At 53.3% G+C, this 12,319-nt stretch carries 9 protein-coding genes and 3 pseudogenes; 6 read left to right on the plus strand and 6 right to left on the minus strand.

The features are described from left to right. Nucleotides 1–331 precede the first annotated feature (331 nt). The 3 genes and pseudogenes from AC1DIS_RS06490 to AC1DIS_RS06500 all read left to right on the plus strand — a co-directional run. The gene (locus AC1DIS_RS06490; protein WP_477743384.1) at nt 332–922 is read left to right on the plus strand and encodes a hypothetical protein; all 591 of its coding nucleotides are present in this window, start codon (nt 332–334) and stop codon (nt 920–922) included. A gap of 526 nt (nt 923–1,448) precedes the next feature. Continuing rightward, complete coding sequence (locus tag AC1DIS_RS06495; protein WP_477743383.1) at nt 1,449–1,760, plus strand: hypothetical protein; 312 nt, start codon at nt 1,449–1,451, stop codon at nt 1,758–1,760. Then, nucleotides 1,691–1,882 (plus strand): annotated as a pseudogene (locus AC1DIS_RS06500) (IS4 family transposase); the annotation flags it as partial. The gene AC1DIS_RS06495 and the pseudogene AC1DIS_RS06500, both read left to right, overlap by 70 nt. 1,928 nt (nt 1,883–3,810) lie before the next feature. On the opposite strand, the pseudogene AC1DIS_RS06505 reads toward AC1DIS_RS06500, so the two are convergent. After that, nucleotides 3,811–4,949 (minus strand): annotated as a pseudogene (locus AC1DIS_RS06505) (IS3 family transposase). Nucleotides 4,950–5,534: 585 nt separating this feature from the next. Between AC1DIS_RS06505 and AC1DIS_RS06510 the strand changes: the two are divergent. Continuing rightward, nucleotides 5,535–6,089, plus strand: coding sequence for a hypothetical protein (locus AC1DIS_RS06510; RefSeq protein WP_018926809.1), 555 nt, complete (start codon nt 5,535–5,537; stop codon nt 6,087–6,089). Between the two features lie 51 nt (nt 6,090–6,140). Here the strand turns inward: AC1DIS_RS06510 and AC1DIS_RS06515 are convergent, their stop codons facing one another. Genes AC1DIS_RS06515 through AC1DIS_RS06535 form a run of 5 tightly spaced genes read right to left on the minus strand, consistent with a single transcriptional unit; the run spans nt 6,141 to nt 11,171 of the window. Continuing rightward, nucleotides 6,141–6,458 carry a cytochrome C oxidase subunit IV family protein gene (locus tag AC1DIS_RS06515; protein WP_007935708.1) on the minus strand — a complete coding sequence of 106 codons (318 nt, stop codon included), beginning with the start codon at nt 6,456–6,458 and terminating at the stop codon, nt 6,141–6,143. A 13-nt stretch (nt 6,459–6,471) separates the two neighbouring features. Then, nucleotides 6,472–7,185 carry a heme-copper oxidase subunit III family protein gene (locus AC1DIS_RS06520; RefSeq protein ID WP_026286474.1) on the minus strand — a complete coding sequence of 238 codons (714 nt, stop codon included), beginning with the start codon at nt 7,183–7,185 and terminating at the stop codon, nt 6,472–6,474. A gap of 6 nt (nt 7,186–7,191) precedes the next feature. Continuing rightward, the gene (locus AC1DIS_RS06525; protein WP_096479652.1) at nt 7,192–7,878 is read right to left on the minus strand and encodes a cytochrome c oxidase subunit 3; all 687 of its coding nucleotides are present in this window, start codon (nt 7,876–7,878) and stop codon (nt 7,192–7,194) included. Continuing rightward, nucleotides 7,875–9,650 carry a cytochrome c oxidase subunit I gene (ctaD, locus tag AC1DIS_RS06530; RefSeq protein WP_477743418.1) on the minus strand — a complete coding sequence of 592 codons (1,776 nt, stop codon included), beginning with the start codon at nt 9,648–9,650 and terminating at the stop codon, nt 7,875–7,877. The genes AC1DIS_RS06525 and ctaD overlap by 4 nt, the downstream gene beginning before the upstream one ends. A gap of 48 nt (nt 9,651–9,698) precedes the next feature. After that, nucleotides 9,699–11,171: a c-type cytochrome gene (locus AC1DIS_RS06535; RefSeq protein WP_477743417.1), complete on the minus strand. Its 1,473-nt coding sequence runs from the start codon at nt 11,169–11,171 to the stop codon at nt 9,699–9,701. A 321-nt stretch (nt 11,172–11,492) separates the two neighbouring features. Between AC1DIS_RS06535 and AC1DIS_RS06540 the strand changes: the two are divergent. Next, nucleotides 11,493–11,840 (plus strand): annotated as a pseudogene (locus AC1DIS_RS06540) (hypothetical protein). Nucleotides 11,841–12,107: 267 nt separating this feature from the next. After that, nucleotides 12,108–12,287 (plus strand): type II toxin-antitoxin system HicA family toxin, encoded by a 180-nt coding sequence (locus AC1DIS_RS06545; protein WP_007984690.1) that lies wholly within the window; start codon nt 12,108–12,110, stop codon nt 12,285–12,287. Nucleotides 12,288–12,319: the final 32 nt, after the last annotated feature.

Here is a 12,319-nt window from a genome sequence, read left to right on the forward strand (position 1 = left end):
GGCGATAGTATTACCTTTCTATAAAGCTAGTTTTCCATTCTTTAAACCCAATGAATCCTAGGGGTTGGCAGAAATATTACATGTCATATCGCTTCGTATTACCTTGCCTTGTAATACCGAAAGCCCAGTAAAACCTGGGCTTACAGACCATTTTTTGCCACCGTATCGCCGATATCGCTCTTTTTGAAAATGCCCCCACCTTTAAGAATCGCTCTCAATAAAGTGACGTTTTTCATGGTGTATTGGATGCACACCTATTCGGAAAGATGCCTAAACTGGGACTCTATCTCTGCCTTGTGGTGGATGAGCATATGTCGCCAGGGACCTCGTGATGTCGAAACCGCCTACCGTTGTCATCACCAAGCAGCGGACGATTCATACGTACGCCGAGCTGTGGTTTGCGTCTGAGTGTGTTCTGGATGTGGGCTTGAGCAATCCGGATGGGGCAATGTGGCAATTTCTGTCTTGCACTGTGCTAACTGCTTTCTCTTTCGAGGCGTACTTAAACCACGCCGGCGCTGTTACTTTCGAATGCTGGGAAGAACTGGAGCGCCTGCCACCGTGGGCAAAGCTGGAACTCTTGTCCGAGGAGTTGGACGTGAAATTTCCGGAGGGTACAGGAGCGCGGCCTCTGCAAACCATTGCGCGGCTTCTGAACTTTCGGAACACAATGGCGCATGGTCGCACCTCTGAGCTGCAGTCAAAACTCAATCGCACCACGGAAAACTATCATCAAGCGTATGGCGAGGATTTGCTCGCCGACTGGGAGCGCTTGGTTAGATCGAGTGATTTTGCTGTTCGAGCCAGAGAAGATGTTCGAGCTGTAATAACGCGCTTGCATGAGGCGCGACGCGATGAAAAAGAACACCTGTTCACTTTCGGCATGGCCTCTTGTGGCGCGACTTTGGTCGAAAAGCCCTGATCCGCTAAGTTGTAAAACTCCACAACCTCAGCGCGCCCCCTGCTGTGCCTGGCCTGCATTGAATTTCCCCGCCTACACATGCAGGCCTAATCCTTCCAAAAAAGATCGATCAGGAATCTGAAAACACCAATTATTTGGCATTTTGGAATTTTTCACCCAATGAAACCGAGGCCTTCGAAGCTACCCCATTCTTGATCGTCCTGAACGCCTCTGTGCAACCGATCTTCATTTCCTTTCAAAACTTTGCACTCTGTGAAATTACCGATCGCCTGCAGAACCCCACCGCCCGCCTAGTCCGCAGGTCTGTTTGCACTACATCCGAATTTGCACAAAAAAAGGACGCAAGGCCCGTCGGCGAGAGGGGGATAAGTGCGTTTTCAACTGTTTTTTTCTTCGCCCGACGTTTTTCCTCCGCACCTCTCACCAATGCCCTGATAGGTTTTTCATCGGGCAGACTCAGCCCGACTACCTTCCATTGACATACTGTTTATACATACAGTATACCAGTGAGCTGACGAGGGTAAGGATGATGAACCAGGAACACGTTGAAGTACTGGCTGATAAGTCCAGGGCGATCGCGCGGTGGAAAGTGATGCTGCGGGACGATGTCGCGTTGCTCGATCATCCCGGAGCTCACCATAAAGCTCTGTTTACTCAGGCGCACGCTCTGCACCGAGCTCAGGTGATTGATCTGGATGATCTCAGCTATCTCCTGGAGCAGGCCGACGGCGCCCAGCCGATACCTACAGCCAAGGCCGTTGCCAAGCTTTATCAGAGCGCTGGGAGATCGAATTGGGCTCCATTGCCATCAAGACTTCGATGCAGCGGAACGCGATGACCTTGCGTAGCAAAAAAGTCGACCTGGTCTATCAGGAGGTATGGGGACTTTGGCTGGCTTACAACGTGATTCGCTGGGAAGCCAGTCAGTTGGCGGTGGCGTTTAGCCGAGCACCGTCGGAAACCAAAGCAGCAGTAACTAGAAATGCGAACAGGGCTGTTGTAACTAAACCAAACATCACAATCATGGATGATCATATTATGAGTATTTTAGGAAAATCGGGAGTCACGAACGACCAACCCACCAATGAGATTGTCTCGACAGACATGGGCTTCAAGCGCGGCGTTGTGGCGGACACTATTACTACAGTCAATATGATGCTGTCTGGTGTAACGGTGAATATCTGGGAGTTCGCGGACGCGATTATCTTCAAGCCTGGACTCCTTCCTTCAACCTGGGATTGGACGCCGGCTACAGCCGCCGCTTCTGAGTATGTAAAGAACCAAGGCGGAGGATGGGTGCGTTACCCGGCTGGATCTTACCCACACTCGATTTTTGTTAAGCTGCACAGTGTTAGTCATTGTGGGGATGGCTCCAGCGCCACATATATCACAGCGCTTCCAGCATCTTCTACGGTGCCTTATGGTTTGATTGAAATCGAGGCCGGAGCCGTTTCGTCATCTCACATGGTTGGCATGCACATCATGGGCAGTGCAGTAGCCGGATTTGCTCAGCCAGTTGTGAATGCGACCCAGTGGGGCATGTACGTTAAAGCCAAGTGGGACGCTGCGTATACCCATGGAGGTCTTTGGTATTCAGAGTTTCGCGACGTTCGCGTTTCGAACTTCAATTATGGAGTGTGGACACGGGGTGGCTACACCACCGCTAACTACCAGCGACCGATCCAGTTTGTTACTTTCAACAAAGTGTTCATCCAGGTGCCGAATGGGGGTGAAGCCCTTCGGATGACAGGACAGCACGGTCAAATTGAGTTTAATGGGGGGGCAGCGGAAGGCCGTGATGGTGCCGTGGCCCTTAAGTGCATTAATATCGATTGGGATCCAGATCCCTCAACTATGGCGGATAATGCTAGTGGGCAGGGCGAAAGTACTTCGGATGTATCGGGCGCTGGTAACGCCGTGCAGTCCCCCTACAACGTAAACTTCTCTAATGGGTTCTCGATCCAGAAATCACAGACGGGCATCTATGCGCGCAATTGCCGTCAGATCTCTGTGCGGGGAGCTTGGATCGAACGCATCGGCAAGCTGGCCATGCTGGGCACTAACGGGCGCTTATTGATTGAAGCTAGTCATTTGGCGAATGCTGCTGATGGCACCTTGTTCTCCTCCGGCGGTAGTGGGTATCTGTACAGCCTTGGCACTAACGCCTACCTTGAGTTCCGCTCCAGTAATGAACCTATCGGTACATTCGATAATTACCTGGACCCTCTGACCAACTTGAACAATATTCTAGGGCTCAAGGTTGAGGGCATGGCATCCGGTAATAGCAGTAGTAAGTTCAAGGCTGCGGGTTTCAAGACCATTACGCTATCTGGCGTTGCGGTGGACCTGGCGGCCCATAAATTCGCCACTATTAACCCTAACGTAGGAAACCCTTCGATCAAGCTTGTTACTTTAACTGCTACAGCGGCTCCTGGAGAGAGTGTGAGCCTGCGTCCACTTAGTGGGCCTGTCACACTGAGCAACACTGGCAACATTTCGCTTAATGGTTTATCTGAGGTCACGATTCCACAAAACGGTGTTGTAGTGTTGCAGCGTATTCCTCAAGTGATCGGGTTAACGGAGTGGGTGTTGGTAAGTTGCACTCCGAGTTTTGGTTCGGAAGTTCCAGCAGATGGTGGGTATTACACTAGGGGCTTTACACGACTTAACACTACTCCTACAGCAGGTAACCCCATGGGGTGGGTGTGCATTACAGCTGGTTTGGCCGGCACAACAGCTGTCTTCAAAGCTATGTCTAACCTTTCCGCATAATTCGATTCTTAGCTTCTTTCATCGTACTTTACCTTGTTGTTAATCTAGGGAACTGGTTCCTGTACGCCTCTTACGCCCGCCAACCTGCGGGCTTTTTTTCGTCTGAAGTGTAGTGGTCAACTAATCCCGGACACGACGTTAAGTTTTTCTCGGCCTGAGCTGGCGCGAGCCCAGCGTTGAATTAATGGGGTCGAATCCAGTTGCACCGATGCATCAAAAAATGACTGATGTCGCGCTGGGCCTCTTGGGCCGTTCGGTAGCCCGTAGTTGGTATCCATTCGGTTTTCAAACTCCGAAATACCCGCTCCATCGGCGCATTGTCCCAGCAGTTTCCTCGGCGACTCATGCTCTGGCGCATTCGATAACGCCAGAGCCGCTGGCGGAATTAACGGCTCGCATACTGGGCGCCCCTTGATCCGAGTGAAACAGCAACCCCTGAGGCCTACCACGTTGCTGGTAGGCCATGTCCAGCGCCTTGATAACCAGCTCGGCGTCCGGCTTTTCCGACAATGCCCAACCCACTACTCGGCGCGCGCAAAGATCCAGAACAACAGCCAGGTAATGCCATTTGCCCTGAGCCCAGATGCAAGCGATGTCGCCACACCAGACCTGATGAGGCGCTGGGACATCGAACTCCCGATTCAACGTATTCGGGATATCCAGTCGTTCAACCGTCGCTCGTTTATAGGCGTGAGAACCTGGCTGTTTGCTCACAAGCTCAAGTTCGCGCATTAAGCTACGTACCTTGAACCGACCCAGTTACTCTCCGTCTTCACGCATCATCGACACGATGCTGTGGCTGCCCGCAGCACTGCGACTTTGCGTGAACAGTTCATTGACCCGACTGCGCAGCCGAAGCCGCTCAACATCAGGATGTCCGGCGTCTGAGACGCCGGGCGTAGAAATATGAGCGGGTGACTTCAAACATTTTGCACAGCTGGTCAATCAGCGCGAACGCTCGTGATCTTCCGACATCAAGAGCGCGGTAGCCATTTTTAGGATGGATTTCTCTCGCTCAAGTCGAGCGGTATGAGCTTCCAGTTCCTGGATTTTCTGTTGTTCCGGGGCCAGCGCTTTGCTCTGCGGGGTAACGCCTTGGCGTTCCTTCTGGACTTGATCGACCCAACGTCGCAAGGCCGATTCGCCGACGCCGAGTGAACGACTGGCTTCGATGAAGCTGTAGTTTTGCTTGAGCACGAGGTCGGAAGCCTTGCGCTTGAATTCAGCGGAAAAAGACATGGCGTTGTTTGGTCATCAGACACCTCGATCTGGCGAGCATTCTCGCCTAAATGGGTATCCGGTTTCATTAGACCACTACAAGCGCCTACACAACACTCCTACCTCCGTGTCCATTAAGGGTTCGATTCCCTTCACCCGCTCCAATCAGATTTCAGTCTCACGTCGTTTCTTGACGGGGGATGCAGGTAAAGAAAAAACCGGCCTTGATGGCCGGTTTTTTTGTGCCTGGGGTTTGGTGGAATCGGGCTCTGAGGCATCTCCCCATTAGCGACTACCCCGAAGTCCGTTAGCGTTTTTTTCGAAAAATACGGATTTATTACCAAATTTTATCAAGCATTAATATTTTCATAGCGTTTTGGATTCCTCTACGAATGGTTAACTGGGGAGCGTCTGGATGTGGCGCTGCAATGCAGAATTCGTCAGCCCCTCAACCGCCCCAGACCTTGACGCCTCCGGCCCCGCATACTAGCGAATGCTATACTTCCTACGGATTGCATGAAGTGTGCAACGTTCCCCACGGGCGCAGATACCGACTGCAAATCTCAGTTTACGGCTGCGGGACAGAGGAGGCCTACGGCCAACACGAGATGGGAGGTGTGGCATGAACCGACACTATTACATCAGTGACAATCTCGACGATCTCGAAGCCCTTGAAACCGAACTGGAAGCCAACGGCATCAACACCGAACAAATTCATGTGCTCAGCGAACAAGTGGCTGATGTTGAAGAACATCACCTCCACGAGGTCAACTCGTTGATGAAGCAGGATGTTGTTCACTCTGGCGAGATTGGTGCAGTGGTTGGTGTGCCGCTCGCAGCGCTGATCCTTGGCGGTGCCTATTGGCTGGGGTGGACCGAAACCGCCGCAGGCTGGGTACCTTTTATCTTCCTTGCCATTGTTATATTTGGCTTCTGCATCTGGGAAGGCGGCTTTTTTGGTATTCAGGTACCTAACGCGCACTTCCGCAACTTTAAACAGATGGTGGAAGACGGCAAACATATCTTCTTCGTGGATGTTGATCCGAATCAGGAGCCGGTATTGGATCGGGTCATTGAACATCATCCAAAACTGAAGATCGCCGGCACGGGTACGGCATCCCCTCACTGGACAGTCGCCTGGCTGCACAAATGGCATCAGTTCAAGCGAACGATATAACGCCATTTATTGCGGGTTGACCCCGGAGGCTCAAAGCCCTCCGTAAGCTGTTTATTGACCGAAGAAGATGACCCGGCTGAGGAAAACATAATCCGCCTCGGTGGCCATCAACCCGACGAGCACCAGCAAACACAACGGTGGCACCAATATGGCGTAGACCATGGCCAACCGTTCCCAGGCCATGTGCATGAAGATGGAGACAATTAAACCTGCCTTCAACAACATGAAAGTGATAATCAGGGCCCACCGAAGGTAGCCATGGAAGTGAAAGTAATCGACCAGATACGACATCGTGCTGAGGACGAATAACAGCCCCCAGATTTTGAGGTACAAACTGATCGGATGTTGTTGACCCTGAGCATGCGCCATCACCCGTGCTCCTCTACCATAAATAGAAGAAAGCAAAAATAAACACCCACACCAAGTCCACGAAGTGCCAGTAAAGCCCGGCTATTTCGACGTTCTGATAGTTTCCGGAGCGCTCATAATCTCCTCGCATGACTTTCATCGCCACAATGCTGAGATAGATGGCGCCGATTGACACATGCAGTCCGTGAAAACCGGTAATCATGAAGAAGCTGGCCCCAAATTGCGCCGCGCCCATGGGGTTCCCCCAGGGACGCACGCCTTCGGCGATAAGCTTGCTCCATTCAAATGCCTGCATGCTGACGAAGGTCACGCCCAAGGCAGCGGTCGCCAGCATCAGGGCTGTGGTTTTCGCGCGATCACGGCGATAGGCGAAGTTAACAGCCATGGCCATGGTGCCGCTGCTGCTGATCAGCACAAAGGTCATGATGGCAATCAGAATAAGCGGGATTTCTCTACCGCCAATCGTCAATGCGAACACTTCACTGGGGTTCGGCCAAGGGGCGGTGATGGTCATGCGGACCGACATGTAGCCGGTTAAAAAACAGGTGAATATAAACGTGTCGCTAAGCAGGAATATCCACATCATCGCCTTGCCCCAGGGGACCTGCCTGAAAGCCTCCCTATCCGAGGCCCAGTCGCTGGCGATGCCCTGCCATCCCGGCGCAGGCGGCGGGCTTGGTGGATTGGATGAACTTGACTCGGCCGGTGCTAATGGGTGCGATGCCATGGCTTTTCACCTCAGGCCGCAGAATCTGGCGATGGCTTCATAGGTTTGCGGCGTGCTGGTCAGCAGCGCGAAGAGCACGAACCAAAGACCCAATAAGTAGTGCCAATAGGTGGTACAGAGCTCTACGCTGACGCGCAGTTGCGGCAACGGCACGTGACGCAGGAATTTAGCGACGGTTATGCCCCAGGCAATCAGCCCGCCCAGCAGGTGAAGGCCATGCACACCGGTCAACAGGTAGAAGAAACTGTTGGCCGGATTACTGGCGACAAAGTAGCCCCAGGCGACAAACTGCTGCCAGACCCAGAGTTGCCCCACCAGAAAGGCAATTGCAAATACACCGCCCACTACAAAACCCATGGCCGTTGCGTCCAGTCGAGCCTGTCGGGCGGCCATGCGCGACCACTGCAGTGCGATGCAACTCAGTACCAGAAAAGCCGAATTCACCCACAACGGCCATGGGTTGGCTAAAGGCGCCAAGGGGTCTGTCAGGGGTAGCCAGTCGGCCATTTGTGAGCGGGCAATGAAGGCGAGCAGGAAGAGAAAGAATAACGAACTCACCACAGCCAGAAACAAGCGCAGGCCTACCCTTGCGGTTCGGCTTCTATCGGCGTCGGCCTGAATACCTTCAGGATCGCGATTCCAACTGCCGCCGGGGTCAGCGTCGTCGGCGTTTCTCAATAGCAGTCTGTTCATGTTTTAACGTCCGCTATCTTGGTTCCGGCACTGAGTTGCCGCATTTGCTCCAGCTCCTCGGCAGAGACCGTTTGCGGCACGAAATCCTGCTCTATCCCCGGCACGCTGTAGTCATAGGCCCAGCGATGCACCACCGGCAGTTTCGCTCCCCAGTTACCGTGTATCGGTGGAGTGTTAGGCGTTTGCCATTCCAGGCTGGCCGCGCCCCAGGGATTACTGCCTGCGGGCTTACCTTTAAATACACTCCAGGCCAGGTTGAACACGAACAGCAACTGGGAAACGCCGACGGTCAATGCGACCACCGTAATAAACGCATTCAACTCTTGCGCCGACTGCGGGATGAACGCGTAGTTTTCATAGGCATAGTAACGGCGCGGCATACCCTGGAAACCCAAGTAGTGCATGGGGAAGAAAATGGCGTAGGTACCCAGAAAGGTAATCCAGAAATGCAGCTTGCCCAGGGTGTCGTTAAACATGCGCCCGGTGACTTTCGGAAACCAATGATAGATGCCGCCGAACACCACCAGTACCGGTGCGACCCCCATGACCATATGGAAATGTGCGACGACGAAATAGGTGTCCGAGAGCGGAATGTCCACGATCACATTGCCGAGAAACAACCCGGTCAAACCACCCACCAGGAAGGTGACGATAAAGGCCAGGGCAAACAGCATCGGCACGGTCAGATGAATGTCGCCCCGCCACAGGGTCAACACCCAGTTGTAGACTTTCAGTGCAGTCGGCACCGCGATGATCAAGGTGGTGACGGCGAAGAAAAAGCCAAAGTACGGGTTCATCCCGCTGACATACATATGGTGCGCCCAGACCACAAAGCTGAGCACGCCAATCGCGATAATCGCCCACACCATCATTCGGTAGCCGAAGATATTTTTACGCGCATGGGTGCTGATCAAGTCGGAGACCAGGCCAAACGCAGGGAGAGCCACGATGTAGACTTCCGGGTGGCCGAAGAACCAGAACAGGTGCTGGAACAAAATCGGACTGCCGCCCTGGTGATTGAGCTGCTGCCCCAGCGAGATCATCGCTGGCATAAAGAAGCTGGTACCCAATAGTTTGTCGAACAGCATCATGACCGCACTGACAAACAACGCCGGGAAGGCCAGCAAAGCCATGATCGAGGCCATGAAGATGCCCCATACGGAGAGCGGCATGCGAAACAATGTCATGCCGTGCGTGCGTGCCTGCAATACGGTGGTGACGTAGTTCAGCCCGCCCATGGTGGCGGCAACAATAAAAATCGCCAGAGAGACGAGCATCAGGACGATGCCCCATTCGACCCCAGGTGTTCCCTTGGTGATGGACTGCGGCGGATAGAGCGTCCAGCCCGAACCGGTGGGACCGCCCGGCACAAAGAATCCGGCGAGCAATACCAGTACCGCCACTAGGTAGAACCAGTAGCTCAGCATGTTGACGTAGGGAAAGACCATGTCGCGGGCGCCCACCATCAGTGGGATCAGATAGTTACCGAAGCCACCCAGAAACAGGGCCGTCAGCAAATAAATGACCATGATCATGCCGTGCATGGTCATCGCCTGATAGTAAGTATTGGCGTCCATGAACGCCAAACTGCCGGGGAAGCCTATCTGTAAGCGCATCAAGTCGGACAACACCACGGCGATAAGCCCCACGAACAGAGCCGTCAAGGAGTATTGAATGGCTATGACCTTGTGGTCCTGACTCCAGATGTATTTGGTCAGGAAACTTTTAGGCTCGTGCAGTGCTTCTGTTTCGGCTTGCTCCGCATAGGCCATCACGTCATCCTCCTGTCGAAGTTTCGGTGTACTTCTGGCTGCTTACGGCTATTTCCCTGGCTGCGCCTTGCTCGTATCAGCGTCGGCATTCGCTTTGGATTTGATAAAAGCGATCAGTGCATTCAACTCCTTATCGCTGGGAGCAAAGACCGGCATGACGGGTGCATATCCCTTGACGATTTTGGCAGCGGGATTAAGAACCGAGTCTTTTATATAGCCCTCATCGACCTTGATGCTCGTACCGTCGGCAAGGGTTTCGGTCTTGCCGTACAGACCCTGCCAGCTGGGACCGATGCCCTTGCTGCCATCGACACTGTGGCAGGCCAGGCAGCCGAGCGATTCAGCCAACTGCTGTCCCTGCGCCGCCAGGTCCTCACCTGGGCCCGGCGCTTGGCCGGCAGCAGATTCGTCGCCTTGTCGCGCAGCACCCAGTGATTTGATCAGGGCGATGAGTGCACCCAGTTCATCGTCATTGAGAGTATAGGTCACCATGACCGGCGGGTAGCCTTGTACCAGGCGGGCCTTCGGATCGAGGACCGACTCTTTCAGGTAAGCCTCATCGACCTGCACACTGCTGCCATCGGCAAGCTGTTCAGTGCGGCCATACAAGCCCTTCCATCCCGGGCCGAGACTGGCACTGCCATCCTGGCTATGGCAGGCCCCGCAACCGTATTTTTCGACCAACTGGCGGCCTTTTTCCAGCACGCTGTCCTGACTGGGCTTGGCAGCCGCGGCTAATGTCTGTGCAAACGTCGGTTGGCTTTTCAGCCATTGATCGAAGGCGCCCTGCTCTTCCACGATCATCTGGCCGCGCATGTTGTAATGACCGACACCACAATATTCAGCGCAAAGAATTTCATACTTTCCGGTTTTGGTCGGAGTAAACCAAAAGTACGACACCATCCCCGGCACCATGTCCATCTTGCTGCGGATTTGCGGAACATAGAAATCGTGCAGCACATCTTTGGATCGCAGTAAAACTTTCACCGGTTTATCGAGCGGAAGACGAACTTCATTGCTTTTTATCAGTACATCGTCCTGCCCGGCAGGATCATTGGGATCAAGGCCGAGGGGGTTGGTGGAATCAACAAATTTGATATCTGACTTACCCAACTTCCCGTCTTGGCCAGGGAAGCGAAAGGCCCACTGCCACTGCTGGGCGATCACTTCAAGCTCATAGGCATTTTTCGGTACCCGGATAAAATCATCGTAAACAACCAGGCCTGGCGCCAACATGGCGACAATACCTACCGAAGTAACGATAATTAACCATAGTTCCAGTTTTTTACTTTCTGGTTGGTAGTGCGCCCTGGATCCCTCCTTGTGACGATAACGCATCACCGCCACCGCCATAAAAACCGTGATGGCGATGAAAAATATTCCGCTAATGATCAGGGTGATAAACAGGGTGGTGTCTATGGATCCCCAGTTGGAAGCTGCCGGTGTTGCATGCCAAGGCGCGAGTATATGGAAGAGTACTGATGCAATAACGATTAGTATCAAGATAATTGCTATTGCCATGTTCTCTTCATCCTGTTCCTGTTGCTCATTGGTTATGCCAAAGCATCGCCACTGACGTCCAAGCAGGGCAGACAACTACCACCCATCCCGGTGGCAAAGCCAGTAAGAAGTATAGAGCCATCGGGCTGTACCGTGAGGCGGGCAAGCGAGGCCCGGTTGCCAGCTATACTCAATTTCAGATTACGGACGGCAGAGATTGGCCAGCAGCGGCCCCAAAAAACGAACCCTGCCTATGCGTAGCAGTCAGACAAGTGATGGCATTGAGAAGGGACAATAGCCACCGAGTCCAGTAGCCCAGCAGTCCACGATGGAGGTTTTGTCATGAGTGCCCTGACGCTCGAAGGCTGGTGCAAGCCCAGTCCCGACCAGAAGTCCATCCCGGTCGGTGAGATCCATTTTTAAGTCGACGGCCCCCTCCATCTGCGTCTGGAGGAAGCTGAAGAACGCCTGCAGAAGACCCATGAGCGTGAAGCCATGGTCGACGTCGACATGAGCACAATGGATTTGGTCTTGCCAGAGGGATGCGGCCCCTTGTCCGATTGCCAAATGCGCGTCTATATACATAAAGAACACGATTACGAGCGAGGTCAGTTCCATTTGGTCGGGCATCGAGCGAGCGATGGCAGCGTGATCTATACCAACGCGGTTATGATTGATCAGTTGCTTTAGAAACGCCGCATGATGCGCGGGAACGCAAAAAACCGGTCCGTAGCGGCCGGTTTTTTATGCCTGAAATTTGAGCATTCCTGGCGCTTCAGCGCTGCGGCAAAACCCTGCAATACAGAAAACGGGTTCTACCCAAACCATCGCGACACACCCTCCTAGACTCGTTTCAGGCCGCTCTTCCATCCGTATCCAGGGTGTATTGGTGGTTATAATGTTGATTAGTGATTTTCAGTAGGTATAGTAACCACAAGCACACCACAGGGAGGTGATGTGAATAGCCGGTTTTTGATAAGCCAAATCGTCGCGGACGGCTGGTATCTGGTACGAATCAGGGGGAGTCATCACCACTTCAAGCATCCGACCAAGCCTGGACTGGTGACGGTTCCTCACCCGAAAAAGGACCTGCTCAAGAAAACGGCCATTAGTATTTTGCAACAGGCGCTGCTCTGACGAACCGATGGACTGCGCCCTCGGAGGATAAC

Source organism: Pseudomonas sp. 05N433 (assembly GCF_056396925.1).

What these genes read in the sequence shown, in the direction of transcription:
- ctaD (WP_477743418.1), bottom strand. Translation starts at nt 9,650, where the DNA reads ATGGCCTATGCGGAGCAAGCCGAAACAGAAGCACTGCACGAGCCTAAA.
- AC1DIS_RS06525 (WP_096479652.1), bottom strand. Translation starts at nt 7,878, where the DNA reads ATGAACAGACTGCTATTGAGAAACGCCGACGACGCTGACCCCGGCGGC.
- AC1DIS_RS06535 (WP_477743417.1), bottom strand. Translation starts at nt 11,171, where the DNA reads ATGGCAATAGCAATTATCTTGATACTAATCGTTATTGCATCAGTACTC.
- AC1DIS_RS06520 (WP_026286474.1), bottom strand. Translation starts at nt 7,185, where the DNA reads ATGGCATCGCACCCATTAGCACCGGCCGAGTCAAGTTCATCCAATCCA.
- AC1DIS_RS06515 (WP_007935708.1), bottom strand. Translation starts at nt 6,458, where the DNA reads ATGGCGCATGCTCAGGGTCAACAACATCCGATCAGTTTGTACCTCAAA.
- AC1DIS_RS06495 (WP_477743383.1), top strand. Translation starts at nt 1,449, where the DNA reads ATGATGAACCAGGAACACGTTGAAGTACTGGCTGATAAGTCCAGGGCG.
- AC1DIS_RS06490 (WP_477743384.1), top strand. Translation starts at nt 332, where the DNA reads ATGTCGAAACCGCCTACCGTTGTCATCACCAAGCAGCGGACGATTCAT.
- AC1DIS_RS06510 (WP_018926809.1), top strand. Translation starts at nt 5,535, where the DNA reads ATGAACCGACACTATTACATCAGTGACAATCTCGACGATCTCGAAGCC.